This window comes from Candidatus Accumulibacter sp. ACC012, from assembly GCF_907163155.1.
Taxonomy (GTDB): Bacteria; Pseudomonadota; Gammaproteobacteria; order Burkholderiales; family Rhodocyclaceae; genus Accumulibacter; species Accumulibacter delftensis.
Map to the genome: position 1 here is coordinate 21,562 of NZ_CAJQUC010000014.1, position 17,856 is coordinate 39,417.

Annotated in this window: 17 protein-coding genes; 6 read left to right on the forward strand and 11 right to left on the reverse strand. The window is 61.1% G+C overall.

What is annotated here, in order from left to right:
* Positions 1-66: 66 nt before the first annotated feature.
* Positions 67-1,113 carry a type IV pilus twitching motility protein PilT gene (locus QZ648_RS14270; protein WP_169067424.1) on the forward strand — a complete coding sequence of 349 codons (1,047 nt, stop codon included), beginning with the start codon at positions 67-69 and terminating at the stop codon, positions 1,111-1,113.
* Between the two features lie 27 nt (positions 1,114-1,140).
* The gene (locus QZ648_RS14275; RefSeq protein ID WP_291997441.1) at positions 1,141-2,277 is read left to right on the forward strand and encodes a PilT/PilU family type 4a pilus ATPase; all 1,137 of its coding nucleotides are present in this window, start codon (positions 1,141-1,143) and stop codon (positions 2,275-2,277) included.
* A gap of 151 nt (positions 2,278-2,428) precedes the next feature.
* Here the strand turns inward: QZ648_RS14275 and QZ648_RS14280 are convergent, their stop codons facing one another.
* The 3 genes from QZ648_RS14280 to QZ648_RS14290 form a co-directional block, all read right to left on the reverse strand.
* Positions 2,429-3,592, reverse strand: coding sequence for a THUMP domain-containing protein (locus QZ648_RS14280; RefSeq protein WP_291997596.1), 1,164 nt, complete (start codon positions 3,590-3,592; stop codon positions 2,429-2,431).
* 19 nt (positions 3,593-3,611) lie between these two features.
* Complete coding sequence (locus QZ648_RS14285) at positions 3,612-4,028, reverse strand: CopD family protein (protein ID WP_291997442.1); 417 nt, start codon at positions 4,026-4,028, stop codon at positions 3,612-3,614.
* A gap of 104 nt (positions 4,029-4,132) precedes the next feature.
* The gene (locus QZ648_RS14290; protein WP_291997443.1) at positions 4,133-5,074 is read right to left on the reverse strand and encodes an NAD-dependent epimerase/dehydratase family protein; all 942 of its coding nucleotides are present in this window, start codon (positions 5,072-5,074) and stop codon (positions 4,133-4,135) included.
* Positions 5,075-5,113: 39 nt separating this feature from the next.
* On the opposite strand from QZ648_RS14290, the gene QZ648_RS14295 reads away from it, so the two are divergent.
* Both QZ648_RS14295 and QZ648_RS14300 read left to right on the forward strand, forming a co-directional pair.
* Positions 5,114-6,187 (forward strand): CDP-6-deoxy-delta-3,4-glucoseen reductase, encoded by a 1,074-nt coding sequence (locus QZ648_RS14295; protein ID WP_291997444.1) that lies wholly within the window; start codon positions 5,114-5,116, stop codon positions 6,185-6,187.
* The gene (locus tag QZ648_RS14300; protein WP_291997445.1) at positions 6,180-7,352 is read left to right on the forward strand and encodes an HDOD domain-containing protein; all 1,173 of its coding nucleotides are present in this window, start codon (positions 6,180-6,182) and stop codon (positions 7,350-7,352) included. Before QZ648_RS14295 ends, QZ648_RS14300 begins: the two co-directional genes overlap by 8 nt.
* A 98-nt stretch (positions 7,353-7,450) precedes the next feature.
* Here QZ648_RS14300 and QZ648_RS14305 read toward each other — a convergent pair whose 3' ends face one another.
* The 8 genes from QZ648_RS14305 to ilvD all read right to left on the reverse strand — a co-directional run bounded on the left by QZ648_RS14305 (position 7,451) and on the right by ilvD (position 15,506).
* Positions 7,451-8,155, reverse strand: coding sequence for an ABC transporter ATP-binding protein (locus QZ648_RS14305; RefSeq protein WP_291997446.1), 705 nt, complete (start codon positions 8,153-8,155; stop codon positions 7,451-7,453).
* 15 nt (positions 8,156-8,170) lie between these two features.
* Positions 8,171-8,947 carry an ABC transporter ATP-binding protein gene (locus QZ648_RS14310; protein WP_291997447.1) on the reverse strand — a complete coding sequence of 259 codons (777 nt, stop codon included), beginning with the start codon at positions 8,945-8,947 and terminating at the stop codon, positions 8,171-8,173.
* Between the two features lie 2 nt (positions 8,948-8,949).
* Positions 8,950-10,026, reverse strand: a complete 1,077-nt coding sequence (locus QZ648_RS14315; RefSeq protein ID WP_291997448.1) for an ABC transporter ATP-binding protein — start codon at positions 10,024-10,026, stop codon at positions 8,950-8,952.
* Complete coding sequence (locus tag QZ648_RS14320) at positions 10,023-10,946, reverse strand: branched-chain amino acid ABC transporter permease (protein ID WP_291997449.1); 924 nt, start codon at positions 10,944-10,946, stop codon at positions 10,023-10,025. The genes QZ648_RS14315 and QZ648_RS14320 overlap by 4 nt, the downstream gene beginning before the upstream one ends.
* Positions 10,947-11,108: 162 nt before the next feature.
* Positions 11,109-12,356: a branched-chain amino acid ABC transporter substrate-binding protein gene (locus tag QZ648_RS14325; RefSeq protein WP_291997450.1), complete on the reverse strand. Its 1,248-nt coding sequence runs from the start codon at positions 12,354-12,356 to the stop codon at positions 11,109-11,111.
* A gap of 166 nt (positions 12,357-12,522) precedes the next feature.
* A complete protein-coding gene (locus tag QZ648_RS14330) occupies positions 12,523-12,831 on the reverse strand; it encodes a c-type cytochrome (RefSeq protein ID WP_169068291.1) in 309 nt (102 codons plus the stop codon).
* Between the two features lie 184 nt (positions 12,832-13,015).
* The gene (locus QZ648_RS14335; RefSeq protein ID WP_169068290.1) at positions 13,016-13,636 is read right to left on the reverse strand and encodes a LysE family transporter; all 621 of its coding nucleotides are present in this window, start codon (positions 13,634-13,636) and stop codon (positions 13,016-13,018) included.
* A 13-nt stretch (positions 13,637-13,649) separates the two neighbouring features.
* Complete coding sequence (gene ilvD, locus QZ648_RS14340; RefSeq protein ID WP_291997451.1) at positions 13,650-15,506, reverse strand: dihydroxy-acid dehydratase; 1,857 nt, start codon at positions 15,504-15,506, stop codon at positions 13,650-13,652.
* Positions 15,507-15,588: 82 nt separating this feature from the next.
* Between ilvD and lgt the strand changes: the two genes are divergently transcribed.
* Both lgt and QZ648_RS14350 read left to right on the forward strand, forming a co-directional pair.
* Entirely contained in the window at positions 15,589-16,386 is a 798-nt protein-coding gene (gene lgt, locus QZ648_RS14345; protein ID WP_169068288.1) for a prolipoprotein diacylglyceryl transferase, read from the forward strand.
* 39 nt (positions 16,387-16,425) lie between these two features.
* Complete coding sequence (locus QZ648_RS14350) at positions 16,426-17,808, forward strand: malonyl-CoA decarboxylase (protein ID WP_169068287.1); 1,383 nt, start codon at positions 16,426-16,428, stop codon at positions 17,806-17,808.
* Positions 17,809-17,856: the final 48 nt, after the last annotated feature.

The following is a 17,856-nucleotide window of genomic DNA, read 5'->3' on the forward strand; positions in this document are numbered from 1 at the left end:
CGGGAGCTACGCAGGTTACCGCGAGTATAGCACCGCGCCCCGCCCACCGCCCGAGGACCGAACCGGATGGACATCACCGAACTACTGGCCTTCAGTGTCAAGAACAAGGCTTCCGACCTGCACCTGTCATCGGGCCTGCCGCCAATGATCCGGGTCAATGGCGATGTGCGCCGCATCAACCTGCCGGCGATGGAGCACAAGGACGTCCACGCCAGGGTGTACGACATCATGAGCGACGGCCAGCGCAAACAGTACGAAGAGACGCTGGAATGCGACTTTTCCTTCGAAATCCCGAATCTGGCACGTTTTCGCGTCAACGCCTTCGTACAGAACCGCGGCGCCAGTGCCGTCTTCCGGACGATTCCGTCGAAAGTGCTGACCCTTGAAGAGCTCAACTGTCCAAAGATCTTCCAGAGCATCTCCGAGTTTCCCCGTGGCATCGTGCTGGTCACCGGCCCTACCGGCTCAGGCAAATCAACCACCCTGGCGGCGATGGTCAATCATGTCAATGAGAACATGTACGGCCACATCCTGACCGTCGAGGATCCCATCGAGTTCGTTCACCAGTCGAAGAAGTGCCTGATCAACCAGCGCGAAGTCGGACCGCATACGCTGTCATTCCAGAATGCGCTGCGCTCGGCGCTGCGCGAGGACCCGGACGTCATCCTGGTTGGCGAAATGCGCGATCTGGAAACCATCCGCCTGGCACTCTCCGGCGCCGAAACCGGACACCTGGTATTCGCCACACTGCACACATCGAGCGCGGCCAAGACCATCGACCGTATCGTCGACGTCTTCCCGGCTGCCGAGAAGGAAATGGTTCGCTCGATGCTTTCCGAGTCGCTACGCGCGGTGATTTCGCAAACGCTACTGAAGAGCAAGGATGGCCAGGGGCGGGTCGCCGCGCACGAGATCATGCTCGGCACGCCGGCAATCCGCAACCTGATCCGCGAGAACAAGGTGGCGCAGATGTACTCGGCACTACAGACCGGTCAGCAACATGGTATGCAAACGCTTGACCAGAACCTGGTCGAACTCGTCCGGCGCAATATCGTTTCGGCAGTGGAAGCCAAGAGCAAGGCCGCCAACAAAGACACCTTCGCCAACGTCTAGACCCGCTTCGCGAGCAGGAGAGAAAGCATGGAGCACGACCAAGCGCTGAAGTTCATGCACGAACTGCTGCGGCTAATGACGCAGAAGAACGGTTCCGACCTGTTCATCACCGCCCATTTCCCGCCGGCGATCAAGATCGACGGCAAGGTCATGCCGGTATCCAACCAGCCGCTACTGCCGCAGCACTCTGCCGAGCTTGCACGCTCGATCATGAACGACCGTCAAGCGACCGAGTTTGAAGAAAAAAAGGAATGCAACTTCGCCATTTCACCATCGGGCATCGGTCGCTTTCGCGTCAATGCGCTGGTGCAACAGGGGCGCGTCGCGGTGGTCTGCCGGACGATCAACCTGGTGGTGCCAACCCTGGACGAACTGGCCTTGCCAGCGGTCCTCAAGGACATCTCACTGACCAGCCGCGGCCTGGTCATCTTCATCGGCGGCACCGGCACGGGAAAAACCACGTCACTGGCCGCACTACTTGATCACCGTAACTGCAATAGCTATGGCCATATCATCACCATAGAAGACCCGATCGAGTTTGTGCACGAGCACAAGAAGTGCATCGTCACGCAACGCGAAATCGGCGTTGACACCGACTCCTGGGAAGTGGCGCTGAAGAACACCCTGCGGCAGGCACCGAACGTGATCATGATGGGCGAAATCAGAGACCGGGAGACCATGAACTACGCCGTTGCTTTCGCTGAGACCGGGCACCTCTGCCTGGCCACGCTACATGCCAACAGCAGTAATCAGGCGCTCGACCGGATCATCAACTTTTTCCCCGAAGAGCGCCGTCACCAGTTGTTGATGGACCTTTCCCTGAATCTGCGTGCGCTGGTCTCGCAGCGCCTGCTGCCGAAGAAGGACGGCAAGGGACGAGTACCAGCAATCGAGGTGCTGCTGAACTCGCCGTTGATCTCCGACCTGATCTTCAAGGGACAGGTGCACGAGATCAAGGAGGTCATGAAGCGCTCGCGCGAACTGGGCATGCAGACCTTCGACCAGGCGCTGTTCGATCTCTACGAAGGCGGTCAGATCAACTATCAGGACGCCTTGCGCAACGCGGACTCGCTCAACGATCTACGCCTGCAGATCAAGTTGCACGGCAAGGAATCGCAAGACCGCGACCTCACCGCCGGCATCGGCCATCTGGATATCGTCTAACGGTCATGACAATGCATACACCTCAGATCATGAAAGTCATGACCGTTTTCCCTCTTCCCCGACCCTTCTCCCGCGAGGGGAGAAGGGAGCTTGGTGAGTCGCTTGCGCGACTTTCACATTAAGACGGCGGGCGGCACGCGCGCCCAATCCACTACACGGCTTTCACCCCGGCCTTGCCGCGGTTGCTGCCGGCGACCATTTTGAATTCGTACAGGCGGCAGTCAAGCGCACCGTTGAACAAGGGCGTCTTCTTGCTGGGAGTCAAGCGCATCATCTTCGGCAAACGGGTGTCGGCGCTGATCAGATAACAGGTCCAGCCGGCAAAGCCTTGCTTGAGCGCCTGGCCCAGCAAGGGGTAGAACGCGGCCAGTTCGTCATCACTGGAGACGCGCTCGCCGTAAGGCGGATTGCTGACCATGATTCCGCTGCCAGCAGGCGCCTCGATGTCAAGCAAATCCCCCGACCGCAGGCTGACCGCAGGCAGCAGCCCGGCACGGTCGAGGTTGGCCAGCGCAGCGCGCACCGCCACCGGCGAAATGTCACTGCCGAAAATTCCGGCACTGGCAAGCGGTTTTTCGCCGGCGCGCGCCGCGTCATAGAGGGTTTTCCAGGCCACCGAATCAAAATTGCGCAGCTCCTGGAAAGCAAAATCCCGCCTGGCCCCCGCTGCCACGCCAAGCGCTATCTGGGCGGCCTCGATCAGAAAAGTGCCACTGCCACACATCGGGTCAAGCAGAGGAATGCCTGGCTGCCAGCCGCTGAGGCGCAAAATGCCGGCGGCGAGGTTTTCGCGCAACGGCGCTTCGACGCTCTTCTGGCGAAAGCCGCGCTGATAGAGCGGCGCCCCCGAAGTATCAAGATAAAGCGTGCACTCGTCGCTGCTGATGAAGCCCTGGATACGCACGTCCGGTTGCCGCGTGTCCACGCTTGGACGGCGGCCGAAGTCACGGCGAAAACGATCACAAACCGCGTCCTTGATCCGTAGCGTGACAAACTCGATGCTCTTCAGAGGACTCTTAACCGCATTGACATCGACCCGAATCGTTTGCTCCGGAACGAACCATTTTGGCCATGCGGTCTCGAGCGCCAATTGGTAGATATCCTCCTCCTTCGCATAACGGCCGTGCGCCACCCGGCACAGGATACGGGTGGCAATTCGCGAGTGAAGATTGGCGCGGTAGCAGGCCCGCCAGTCGGCGAGGAAATGCACCCCACCGGAGATCTGTTTCAAATCACGCCCACCGGCCGCCAGCAGATCGTCGGCGAGCAGGGTCTCGAGACCACGCGGGCAGCTTGCAAAGAAGGTTTCCACGATTGTCTCCGATCGCTACGAACTAAAAAGGCTTGAAGACGGCGAGATAAATCGCCGCCAGCAGCAAAAGCACTGGCACTTCATTGAACCAGCGGAACCAGACATCACTACGCTTGATGCGGTCATCCTTGAAGCCCTGTAACAGGCGACCACAATAAGCGTGATAGGCAATCAGCAACGCCACCAGCGCGGTCTTGGCGTGCAGCCAGCCACCCGAAAAACCGTAGCCAAACCACAACCAGAGACCAAGAGCAATCGCCAGAACGCCGATCGGCGTCATGAAGCGGTAGAGCTTTTCAGCCATCATCAATAGGCGCTTGCGCTCTTTGTCGCTACCGCGCTCGACCATCGCCAGATTGACAAAAATACGCGGCAGGTAGAACAGGCCGGCGAACCAGCTGACCACCATCCACAGATGCAGAACCTTGGCTAGCAGCACGCAGACTTCCTTTCCTTAATGTGAAAGTCGCGTACGCGACTCACGAAACTCCCGTCTCCCCTTGCGGGAGAAGGGCCAGGAGAAGAGGGAAACGGTCATGGCTTTCATGATGTGGGGTGTTTCCACGAGTCATGACCGTTAATGTGAAAGTCATGACCGTTTGCGGCCGCGGCCACACCGTCCTCGACGCGCGGATAGTGCAGCCTGACCCGGAGCTCTTTCTTGACGCGTTGGTTGAGCAGCCGACGTGATTCACTCATGAACGACAGTTGTAGGGCCGAGAGCTGCTCTTGCGCCTCGTCACGCGACAGACGTGGCACTCTGGGCAAATCAAAACGATCGGCAACGAGATCAAAATAGTCGCCCATCCTGATCTCTGAATCATCCGTTGCGTTGTAGGCGCGGTTACTGCCGCCGTAGCGCAGCGCGGCACAGGTCATCATCGCCAGATCATCGGCATGGATGTGATTGGTATAGACATCGTCGGCCTCGCGCAGCGCCGCGACGCCGCGCCGCAGACGTTCGATCGGCAAACGGTCAGCGGCGTAGATCCCGGGCACCCGCAGGATGCTGACGGCGACGCCGCCGTGCCGGCCGAAAGCTCGCAGCTGACGTTCGGCATCAACGCGGCGGTGGGCGCGGGCGGTGCCTGGGCAGAGTACTCGCGTCTCGTCCACCCGTTCGCCGGAGCAGTCGCCATAGACCCCCGACGTACTTATATACACGATGCGCTGTGGTAGACTCATCCCACTTGCAAGTGCGGCAAGTAGCCAGCGGGTGCGGGTGTCGCGCCGATCGCTCGCCCCACCTGTCGGCTTGCACGTCGCGGGCGGCGCCAGATGGATGATGATCTGCGCCAGACCGGCAATACGCCGCAGGCTATCGGGTCGATCAAGGTCGGCAAGCACGGGTCTGGCGCCCTTGTCGCGCCAGAAGGCGACTTGTTCCGCGTCGCGGACCAGGGCGAAAACGCGGTAGTGGCCAAGCAGCCGGGGCAGGAGACGGCGGGCAATATCTCCACAACCGACGATCAATAGTTTTTGCACCGCGCAATTTTACCGGATTCGTACAGCAGCGGAGAGGCAATGAGTTTTCAGGTCAGCGTTCAGCCGAGCCAGCACAGTTTTCAAGCACAGCCAGAGGAAACGATTCTGGATGCTGCGCTGCGCCAGGGCCTATGCCTTCCCTACGGCTGTCGCGATGGCGTTTGCGGCTCTTGTCGGGGCAAAGTGCTGAGCGGCCAGGTAGCGCATGGCAAGGCAGCGCTCGATGTCCTCAGCGAGGCCGACCGCCATGCCGGTGACGCCCTCTTCTGCTGCGCCATGGCGTGCAGCGACCTGGTCATCGAAAGCCGGGAGATCCGCTCCCTCGATGACATTCCGATCCGAACCCTGCCCGCACGTGTGCATAGCCTGACCCGAGCGGCCCCGGATGTCATGATCATCGAACTCAAGCTGCCGGCCAGCGAGCGTCTGCAGTTTCTCGCCGGGCAATACGTGGACATCCTGCTCAAGGAAGGCAAGCGGCGGGCTTTTTCCATTGCCAATGCGCCGCACGAGGACGCTTTTCTGCAATTGCATGTCCGCCACATACCCGGGGGACAGTTCACCGGGCACGTATTCGACACCCTGAAGGAACGCGATTTGCTACGCCTGCGTGGGCCGCAGGGGAGCTTTTTCCTGCGCTCCGACTCGCACAAGCCGATCCTCCTGGTCGCCGGCGGTACCGGCTTCGCACCGATCAAGGCCATCGTTCAACAAGCAATTGCGGAAAAGAACGAGCGCCCGATGTTCATCTATTGGGGTGGCCGCCAGCCAGCCGACCTCTACCTCTTGCCGCTCGCCGAACAGTGGCCGGCGCAGCATCCACAGTTGCGTTTCATCCCGGTACTCTCTGACGCGCCCGCGGACGAGTGCTGGAAGGGCCGCCGCGGCCTCGTTCATCAAGCCGCTATGGCAGACCATCCCGACCTGTCCGGCTATCAGGCCTACGTTTGCGGCTCGCCAGCGATGGTCGCCGCCGCCAGGCAGGATTTCCAGACGCTCTGCCACTTGCCGGCGGAGGAGTTCTTCGCCGACTCTTTCGACTTTGCGTCCGACACCGTCGCGGCGATCGATACCATCAATACTACGGACCGAAAGGTCGGCCAATATGAATAAGGTCTTCATGTCCCGCCAACCGCTGCTCAATCGTCAGAGCAGGATCATCGCCAGCCGTCTCACGCTCCACCTCGGCAAGCACGCGAGCATGCAGGATGCCGCGAATGCTCTTGGTGCCCTGGACGACATCTGGACGCGAAGCGAGAAAACGGTGTTCATCAGCTGCGGCAGCAAATGCGACGCCGGCTTGCTGGACTGGTCGGCCCCCGACAACGCGGCCATTGAACTACCCGCCGCAGCCCTGCTCGGTGCCGACGGACCCGACCTGATTGCTGCCCTGCAAACCTGGCAGCCAACCGCCTGTCTGCTTTTTGATGCGCAAGCCACGAAAGCGCTAGCGGTCGATGTGCCGTTTCGCTTCATCGCCTTTGACGCCAAACAGTTCACGCTCGCGCAGCTGAAACTGCTGGCGGCACGCACCAAAAACTACGGCATGGGGATCGCTTTGAATATCCAGAGCAGTGAGGATTTCCGAGCCTGCATGGATGGCGGCATGACCGCTGCCGCCGGATGGTTCTTCACCAGGCCGAGCGTCCAACTCACCAAGACGCTCACTCCGGCGCAGACGAACATCGTACGGGTACTCAATCTGGTCCGTCAGAATGCTGACACTCGGGACGTCGAGGCCGCGCTCAAGCACGACGTAGCGATGTCTTACAAGCTGTTGCGCTACATCAACTCGGCCGGCTTTGGCCTGTCCTGCGAAATCCAGTCCTTCAGCCACGCCGTCAACATGCTCGGCTACGACAAGCTAAATCGCTGGTTGTCACTGCTGCTGGCCACCGCCAGCAAGGACCCGATGGCACCGGCGCTGATGTACACCGCCTTGCTGCGAGGCCGGCTGATGGAGTTCCTCTCAGCCGGACTGGTCGACAAAGCGGAGTACGACAACCTCTTCATTACCGGGGCTTTCTCCTTGCTCGACGTGTTGCTTGGCGTCGGCATGGAGCAGGCACTCGACGCCATGCGCCTACCCGATGCGATCTGCGATGCGCTGCTCGGACATGGCGGTCGCTATCTGCCCTTCCTCGAACTGGCCCTGTCCAGCGAAGGTGATCAGGGCGAGTTGATTGCCGAACAGGCGGCAATGCTCGGCCTGACGGCAGACCAGTTCAATCGCGCGCAACTGCAGGCACAGGCGTTCGCCGAAGCGATGGAGTTCTAGCAGGCAGGTAGAGCGATCGGTCTGCTGCTATCGCCGCAAGCGGCGGCAATGGCGTCGCGATGACTGCGGCTCTGCGACTCTGCGGCGACTCTGCGGCACTACTCGCCGAGGTAGGCGGCGCGTACCTTCGGGTCGGCGAGTAGTTTCTTCGACTCGTCGGTGATGGTAATTTCGCCGCTCTCCATGACGTAACCACGCTGACTGACCTCCAATGCCAGCTTGGCGTTCTGCTCGATGAGCAGAATGGTCATACCCTCCCGCGACACCGTACGAATGACCTCAAAAATCTTCTGCACCATGATCGGCGCGAGACCCATCGAAGGTTCGTCGAGCAGCATCAGCTTGGGTTTGCTCATCAGCGCGCGACCGATGGCCAGCATCTGCTGTTCGCCACCGGAAAGGGTCCCGGCGATCTGTTGGGCGCGCTCCTTGAGACGAGGGAAGTGGGCCAAAACGTGCTCCAGATCGCGTTCGATTTCGGCCTTGTCATTGCGGGCATAGGCGCCCATGCGCAAGTTTTCGAGGCTGCTCATGCGCGGAAAAACACCGCGGCCTTCGGGCACCAGCGCGATCCCTTCGCCGACCAACTGATACGGCGGCAGCGAGACAAGCTCCTTCCCACGATAGCGAATACTGCCGCCCACAGGATCGAGCAACCGTGCCAAGGCGCGCAGGGTACTGCTCTTGCCGGCGCCGTTGGCACCGATCAGAGCCACCATCTCGCCCTCATTGACGTGAAACGTGATGCCGCGAACGGCCTGGATCCCACCGTAGGAAACGCGTAGTCCGGTAACTTCAAGCATTATTTTTCTTTTCCTTCAGGCGACCGAGCCACCGAGGTAGGCCTCGACGACGCGAGCGTCCTTCTGCACCACCGCGGGGACGTCCTCACAGATCTTTTCGCCGTAGTCGAGTACCGCCACCCGCCCGCACAAACCCATCACCAGCTTGACGTCGTGCTCGATCAGCAAGACCGTCACGCCATCCCGGCAAATGCCCTCGACCAGTACGCGCAAGGCTTCGGTTTCGGTGCCGTTCATCCCCGCAGCGGGCTCATCGAGCGCCAGCAACTTGGGTTCGGTGGCCAGGGCACGGGCAATCTCGAGCCGGCGCTGGTCGCCGTAGGAAAGGTTCTTGGCCAGATCGTGCGCCCGTTCGTGAATACCGACGTAGTGCAAAAGCTCCTCGGCACGCCGAGTAATCGCCGCCTCTTCAACCATCGTCGCCCGATTGCGAATGATCGCACCAAGCACTCCCGCATGCGTACGCAGATGCCGTCCGACCATCACGTTCTCGATCGCCGACATATTGCCGAACAGGCGAATGTTCTGAAAAGTGCGCGCAATCCCGACTTCGGCCGCCTTGTGCGGAGCGTCGGCGGCCAGCTTTACGCCGTCGAAGACGAAATGGCCGCTCTCGTTCTTGTAGAGACCGGTCAGGCAGTTGAAAAAGGTCGTCTTGCCGGCTCCGTTGGGACCGATCAGGCCGTAGATCTCACCTCGCCGAATGGTCAGCGAAACATCGTGCAAGGCTTTGACGCCGCCAAAATGCTTGGCCACGTCGTGGGCTTCGAGAAGAATCTGTGGTTCGCTCATGGTCAACGCGTGCTCTCGGCAAGTTCGCGACGGCGTTGTGGCGAAGGCCACAGACCAGCCGGCCGAAAGCGCATCACGAGCACCATCGACAGGCCGAAGATGAGCATTCGCAAGCTTTCCGGATCAATGATCATGCGCCCGAAGAGGGCATCCTGCAGCGGCTCGATGCCATAGCGCAAGACCTCGGGAAGTGCGGTCAGCAGGATCGCCCCGAGAATGACACCGGGGATATGCCCCATGCCGCCGAGAACGACCATCGCCAGGATGGTGATCGACTCCATCAGCGAGAAACTCTCGGGGCTGACGAAGCCCTGCATCGCCGAAAAGACGCCGCCGGCGATGCCTCCGAAGGAAGCCCCCATGGCAAAAGCCAGCAGCTTGATGTTACGGGTGTTGATCCCGCAGGCTTTGGCGGCCACCTCATCCTCGCGAATCGCCTGCCAGGCACGGCCGACCCGAGAATTCTGCAAGCGGACATTGACGATGATCACCATGATCGCCAGCGCCACCAACAGGTAGTAGTACTTCTGGGGTCCCGAGATTTGCAGGCCAAAGATGGTCGTCGTGTCGGCAAACGAGAAATCACCGATCCTGATCGGGTCGATCAGGGTAATCCCCTGCGCACCATTGGTGACGTTGATTGGCGCATTCAGATTGTTCAAGAAGATGCGCACGATCTCGCCGAAGCCGAGCGTGACGATGGCCAGGTAGTCACCCCGCAACTTAAGCGTCGGCGCACCGAGCAGCATCCCGAAGAGACAGGCGACACCGGCTCCGAGCGGCAAAATGACCCAGAATGGCAGGTGCAGCCCGAAGTGTGGCGATGCCAGCAAAGCATAGACGTAGGCGCCGACGGCGTAAAAGGCAACGTAACCGAGGTCCAGCAAGCCGGCGTAGCCGACGACGATATTCAGGCCCAGCGCCAGGAAAATATAAAGAATCGCGAAGTTCGCGATGCGTACCCAGGCCTGGCCACCCAGGGCGGCAACGAAAGGAACGGCCAGCAGGACCACGGTGATCAGCACCACAGCCAGCCAATGCCGCTGCCAGGGAACAGACGTCTTGACTTGGCCGTTCATGCGCGATCTCCCGTACGTTCGCCAAAGAGACCCGAGGGACGGAACATGAGAACCACGATCAGGACCACGAAGGCGAAAATGTCCTGGTAGTGGCTACCCAGAAAGGCACCCGTCAGTTGCCCGATGTAGCCCGCGCCAAGGGCCTCGATCACGCCCAGCAGAATACCGCCAGCCATGGCCCCGGCGAGGTTGCCGATACCGCCCAGAACAGCTGCCGTAAAAGCCTTCAGACCGAGCATGAAGCCCATCTGGTAATGCGCAATTTCGTAATACGAACCGACCATACAGCCAGCAACGGCACCCAGCGCCGAGCCGATGATGAAAGCCATGGCAATGACGCGATTGATATCGACGCCCATCAGCGAGGCCACCTGCGGGTTCTGCGCCGTTGCGCGCATGGCCATGCCGAGGCGCGTACGGTGCACCAGATAGATCAGACCGGACATCACCAGAGCGGCGATGGTAACAATGGCCACCTGCACGTTGGTGAAAGTCGCGCCACCGATATGGAAAATGTGCTTCTCGATCATTGGCGGAAACGTAATGTAGTTCCGGCCCCAGATGATCATGGCCACGTTCTGCAAGACCATCGACATACCAATAGCGGTGATCAGCGGCGTCAGCCGCGGCGCACCACGCAGAGGGCGATAGGCGACCCGTTCCAGGAACCAGCCGAGCACCATGCACACCAGCACCGAAATCAGCAGGCCAATGCCGAGAATGAGTAGCGGCGGCATGCCGGAACCGGCAAGCGAAACAATGACCGTGAAAGCGACCATCGTGCCGATCATCACCACTTCACCGTGGGCGAAGTTGATCAGGCCGATAATGCCGTAGACCATCGTGTAGCCGAGAGCGACAAGCGCGTAGACCGCGCCGAGAGTAAGGCCGTTGATCAGTTGCTGGAGGAGAGTGTCCATGGTCGAGCTTTCCGCAACAAGGTGCGTGGGGCGAACCGCAGGTTCCGACTCATGGCGCCAGGAATCGGGCGTGCGGGCATCAGGCCCGGCTCATGCTGAGCGGATGCAGGTAAGCGCGGGGACGGCAGCAAAGCTGTCGTCCCCGGGTGCCGGTTGCCAGGTTTACTTCTTGGCTTCCGTAGCGGGAGCAGCGGCGGGAGCAGCTGCAGCCATGGCGCCGCCTTCACTCTTCAGAGTGACCAGCTTGCCATCCTTGATCTCGAAAACGGTGATTGCGCCGTTCTTGATGTCGCCTTTTTCGTCGAACTCGACTTTGCCGGTCACCCCGTCGTACGAGGTCTTGCCGACTTCCGGCAGATACTTGACGGGATCAACCGAATTGGCGCGCTTCATGGCGTCGATCAGGACCATCACGGCGTCGTAGCTGTACGGCGAGTAAATCTGAATCTGGCCATACTTGCTGGTGAAGTCGGCGAGGAATTTCTGACCATTCGGGAGTTTGTCAGCGGGCAAGCCGGCCTGCGTACAGATGACGCCTTCGGACGCCACCCCGGCAAGCTTGATCAGCTCGGGCGAGCAACCGCCGTCACCGGTGGTGAACTGTGCGTTGATGCCCAGTTCCTTCATCTGCTTGAGCATCGGGCCGCCGACCGCGTCCATGCCGCCGAGGAAGATCACGTCGGGATTGGTTGCCTTGATCTTGGTGAGAATGGCCTTGAAGTCGATGGCCTTGTCGTTGGTAAACTCACGCGCAACGACTGTCGCGCCGTTGGCCTTGGCAGCCTTCTCGACTTCGTCCGCCAGACCCTGCCCGTAGGCCGTGCGGTCATCAATGATGGCGATGGTCTTGGCGCCCAGGTCCTTGGCCGCGTAGGTACCGACCACCGAGCCCTGTTGAACGTCGTTGGCCATCACCCGGAAGGCGGTCTTGAAGCCCTGCTGGGTGTACTTCGGATTGGTCGCCGATGGCGAGATCTGCGGCAGGCCAGCCTGGTTATAGATGGAAGAGGCCGGGATGGTGGTCCCCGAATTCAAGTGACCGACGACACCGACGACCTTGGCATCAACCAGTTTCTGGGCAACGACCGTGCCGGTCTTCGGGTCGGCCTGATCATCCTCACCGAGGAGTTCGAACTTGACCAGCTTGCCGTCGATGGTGATTTTTTGTGCATTGGCGTCGTCGACCGCCATGCGAGCACCGTTCTCGTTATCCTTGCCGAGGTGGGCGATCGGGCCGGTCAGCGGCGCAACGTGGCCGATTTTGACAATCATTTCCGCCGGCGCCGGCGCGGCAGCTGCCGCAGGTGCCGCAGCTGCCGCGGCCTTGGGCTCTTCCTTCTTGCCACAACCAATCAGCGCCACAGACGCGGCCAGAGCGATCAGAACGCCAGGCATACGTACTTGATTCATAGGTGTCATCTCCAATTTTGTGTTTTTAATAAGGTAGCGAACGGGCGATTGTCCAAGCACATCATGAGCTTGTCAACATGCATATCTGCTTTCGAGATGCATGGCGCTTGCTTGGCGGCCCAAAAACAGGAAACCGGCACTGGGCCGGTTTTTCTTCATGCAGCGATCACTTCAGGCTGAGGACCCACTTGGCCAGGGTGTTGGCCTCTTCGGGCGTGACCTTGTTCGGCGGCATCGGCACCGGGCCCCAGGCCCCCTTGCCACCCTTGATGATTTTCTCGGCGAGCATGGGCTCATCCTTGGCGGTGTACTTGTTGGCCACGTCCTTGTACGACGGACCGACGACCTTCTTGTCCACCTGGTGGCAGGTCATGCAGTTCTTGGACTTGGCCAGGGCCGCTGCGTCTTCAGCCTGGACGGCACCGGCAGACATTACGCCGGCAGCAGCCAGCAGGCTCACGTAGATCGCTTTCATACTCTTACTCCGTTCAGAAAGATGGTTTGGTACGCCGCGATATTATTTCAGTTTGGCCCGCTTGCAAAGCCCGTTGATTCGCGTTACCGGTGGCGCAAACGTTAGCGCACATAACGCATTTCCAGCACGGAGCGTTGACAGCGCCCGGCAGTTGCTGCCCGCCTCGCGGCCGCTACGGCCGGTGTCAATGCCTGCTCGAAGCGCCGAGGAGGAGACCTGCGATGATGAAGAAGCCCCCGAAAAGACGATTCTGCGTCCGCAATGCGCGTGCGTCGCGCAGCCAGCGGCGCAGTCGCGACACCAGCAGCGCATAGCCGGACATGACGAGGATGTCGACCGCACACATGGTAATCCCGATGAGCAGGAACTGCGGCCACTGCGGGCTTCCCGCGTCGACAAACTGCGGCACCAGCGCGGCGATGAAGAGAATGGCCTTCGGATTGCTCAGATTGACCAGCAAGCCCTGCCAGAAAAGACCGTTGGCAGGGGCCGGCACAACCCCTGCCTGATCGATTCCCGCTATCGGCGCCCGCCATTTTTCGATGCCCAGCCAGATCAGATAGGCCGCACCAGCGAGCTTGACCAGATCGAAGACGAAAGCCGAAGTCGCCAGCAACACGTTGAGCCCGGCCGCGACGACCATCAGCTGTATCAACAAAGCGGCCTGCAGGCCGAGGATTGCGCGCAGAGCGACCCAGTAGCCGTACTGCAATCCGGCACTCATGCTGGTCACCGCTCCCGGGCCCGGTGTAACCGAGATCACCAGCGCCGCCAGCAGGAAACCGAGCCAGAGGTCAAAGGGCATTGGCGCTCCCAGATCAGCGCCTCTTCAGCTGTTCCAGATCGCGCACGGCGCCGGTCGCCGCCGATGTCGCCATCAGCGCATACGCCTGCAAGGCTTTTGAAACCACTCGCTGACGCGTAGCTGCGGGCTGCCAGGCAGCGTCGCCGCGGGCGTCCATGTCGGCACGACGCCTGGCCATTTCGGCTTCCGTTATGGCCAGGTGAATGCGGCGACCAGGGATGTCGATTTCGATCACATCCCCCTCTTCGACCAGGCCGATCGCCCCGCCTTCAGCGGCCTCCGGTGAAGCGTGCCCAATCGACAGACCGGAAGTGCCGCCCGAAAAACGGCCGTCAGTGAGCAGGGCGCAGGCTTTTCCCAGCCCCTTGGATTTCAGGTAGGACGTTGGATAAAGCATTTCCTGCATGCCCGGGCCGCCTTTCGGCCCTTCGTAGCGGATGACCACCACGTCACCCGCCTGGACCAGGTCGCCAAGAATCGCCTGCACGGCATCGTCCTGACTTTCGAACACCCGCGCCTTGCCGGTGAACACCCAGATGCTTTCGTCAACACCCGCAGTCTTCACGATGCAACCGTCGGTCGCCAGATTGCCATACAGCACGGCCAGGCCACCATCCTGTGAGTAGGCATGCTCCCGGTTGCGAATGCAGCCATGGGCGCGATCCACGTCGAGGTCCGGATAGCGCCTGTTTTGCGAGAAAGCGGTCTGCGTCGGGATGCCGCCGGGTGCTGCCCGGAAGAATTCGATCAGCGCCGGGTCCTGGTTGCGAATCACGTCCCAGCGGTCGATCGCCTCACCGAGGGTGCTGGCGTGCACCGTCGGCTGCTGGCGATGGATCAGTCCTGCGCGGTCGAGCTCGCCGAGAATGGAGAAAATTCCGCCGGCACGGTGCACATCCTCGATATGGTAATCGGGTGTCGCCGGCGCCACCTTGGCCAGGCACGGCACCTTGCGCGAGATGCGGTCGATGTCGTCCATGGTAAAGTTCACCGCGCCCTCCTGCGCCGCCGCCAGAATATGCAACACGGTGTTGGTCGAGCCGCCCATCGATACGTCGAGCGTCATGGCGTTCTCAAAGGCTTCGAAACTGCCGATCGCACGCGGCAGCACCGAGGCATCGTCGCGCTCATAGTAGCGGCGACACAGTTCGACGATCTGCCGGCCCGCTTCGAGAAAAAGCCCCTTGCGATCCGCGTGCGTGGCGAGAACGGTACCATTGCCGGGGAGTGAAAAGCCGAGCGCCTCGGTCAGACAGTTCATCGAGTTGGCGGTAAACATCCCGGAACACGAACCGCAGGTTGGACAGGCCGAGCGCTCGAAGGCGTCGACTTCGTCGTCGGAACAATTGCTGTCGCCACCCTTGACCATGGCATCCACCAGGTCGATGGCAATCACCTTGCCGCCCCAATCGACCTTGCCGGCTTCCATGGGGCCGCCGGAGACGAAGATGGTCGGGATGTTCACCCGCATCGCCGCCATCAGCATCCCCGGCGTGATCTTGTCGCAGTTCGAGATGCAGACCATGGCATCGGCGCAGTGGCCATTGACCATGTATTCGACCGAGTCGGCGATCAGGTCGCGCGAGGGCAGCGAATAGAGCATGCCGTCGTGACCCATGGCGATGCCATCGTCGATGGCAATGGTGTTGAATTCCTTGGCGATGCCGCCAGCGGCCTCGATCTCGCGCGCCACCAGCTGTCCCATGTCCTTGAGGTGCACGTGACCCGGGACGAACTGGGTAAAGGAATTGACGACAGCGATGATCGGCTTGCCGAAGTCGCCATCCTTCATGCCCGTTGCGCGCCACAGGGCGCGGGCGCCAGCCATGTTGCGACCGTGGGTCGAGGTGCGGGAACGATAGTCAGGCATTGCCAATCTCCAATCCGAAACGCGCCTGAGGGTGGCACGATATAATGCGAATTCTATCCGAAAGCCTCCGAGTCCTCGCACCGTGTTGATCCATCCCCAGTTCGACCCCGTCGCGCTTGCCCTCGGCCCACTGAAAGTGCACTGGTACGGACTGATGTACCTGGCCGCCTTCCTGCAGTTCTGGTGGCTTGGTCGGCAGCGCATCCTGAGCCATCCACAGCTCTCCGCCAGCGGCTGGACGGTGCGCCAGCTCGACGACCTGCTCTTCTATGGCGTTCTCGGCGTCATCGTCGGCGGCCGTCTGGGCGAGATTCTCTTCTATCAGCCAGGCTACTACCTGCAACACCCGCTCGAGATTCTCGCCGTTTGGCGGGGTGGCATGTCCTTCCATGGCGGCTTCCTCGGCGTCCTCGTGGCGATGGCCTTGTACGCCCGCAAGATCGGCAGGACCTGGTTCGAAATCACTGATTTCATTGCCCCGCTGGTGCCGCTCGGTCTCGCCGCCGGACGCATCGGAAACTTCATCAACGGCGAGCTGTGGGGCCGCGTGGCGGACCCTGCGCTGCCGTGGGCGATGGTTTTTCCCTGGGTCGACAACTTGCCTCGCCACCCCTCGCAGCTCTATCAAGCGGGCCTCGAAGGGCTGGCCCTGTTCGTTCTGCTCTGGTGGTACTCGGCCCGAGCGAGACCGCGCGGTGCCATTTCGGGTGTCTTTCTCATCGGCTACGGCAGCCTGCGCTGGCTCGCCGAGTATTTCCGATCTCCTGATGATGGTATCCTTGGCCTGTCATTTACCGTCAGCATGGGGCAGTGGTTGTCCCTGCCGATGATTCTTTGTGGTCTGCTTTTGGTCGTCCTCGCCCATCGCCAACGCATCTGAGCGAGACGCGCCGCTTGCCGCGGGACGGAGGAGAAAAGGATGTCAGAGGGCTTTGTTGTCCGGGGGCTGCGCCGGGTGCGCAAACTGCTCGAGAGTCCCGGCCCACTCGAGCTGGAAGGAAAACCCCTTGGTCGCGTTCGCGATCTTTTGCGCGAGTGCGCCAGTGGCGTCGGCGGTGAAGTCTCGGTCCGCCAACGCGCCGCCCTGCTGTCTGAAACCTATCAGCACCTCAATGACGACGGCCGCACCACTTTCCTGAGCACCATCGCCAATGACTTCGGTCCCGACCCGCAGTCGGTTGCCAGGGCCCACGCCGACTATCAGGCGGCGGTCGGTAGCGATCAGCAGTGGACCGCCGAATCGGCCCTGCGTAAGGCCATGCGCTCGTCGCGACTGCGCATCCTCACGCAATTCAACGCCCTGCCGCAGGGGGTCAAGTTTCTCGTTGATCTACGCGCCGATCTGCTGCGCTTTCTCGACAAGGATCCCGCCCTGCGTTCGCTCGACCGCGAGCTCGAGTCCCGCCTGAGTGCCTGGTTCGACGTCGGCTTCCTCGAACTGCAGCGCATCACCTGGAGCTCGCCGGCCGCCCTGCTGGAAAAGCTGATCCAGTACGAAGCGGTGCACGAAATCCGTTCCTGGAGCGACCTCAAGAATCGTCTCGATTCCGATCGCCGTTGCTACGCTTTCTTTCATCCGCGCATGCCGATGGAGCCGCTTATTTTCGTCGAGGTCGCCTTGACCGAGCACCTGGCCGACAACGTTCAGGCACTTCTCGACGAGCATGCGCCGGTATTCGACGCGCAGCGTGCCAACACGGCGATCTTCTATTCGATTTCCAACACCCAACCGGGCCTGCGCGGCGTCTCCTTCGGCAATTTCCTGCTCAAGCGGGTGGTCGACGACCTGAAACGGGACTACCCGAAGCTGACCAACTTTGCCACGCTTTCGCCGCTGCCCAACTTCCGACGCTGGGCCGAGAGCCAGCCGGAAGCCTGGCCAAAAGCATTCACCGACGCGGACCTGGCCAAGATCAAGCGGCGGCTGCCGCCTGAGATGGCGCCAATTGCCAGTGCTGCCGATCTTGCCGCGCTGCTTTCTGCGCAGAACTGGGCCGCGGACGAGCAGCTGGCCGCCAGCCTGCAGCACGGGCTGACACGCCTCGCCGCACGTTACCTGCTAACCGCCCGCAAGGGTGAGCAAGCGTACGACCCGGTCGCCCGCTTTCACCTCGGCAACGGCGCACGCATCGAACGCCTCAATTATCTGGCCGACACCTCCGCGCGCGGCGGCCAGCAGTCGTACGGACTGATGGTGAACTACGTCTACGACCCTGATACCATTGAAGAGAATGTCGAAGCGTTTTCCCGCAGTGGTGAAATTGCAGCCGCCACCGCCATACGTCGTTCCGCTCGCGACTGAGGTCGCGCAGCGAGCGCTTTTTTTCCTTCCGCCACAGAGAAAGAACTC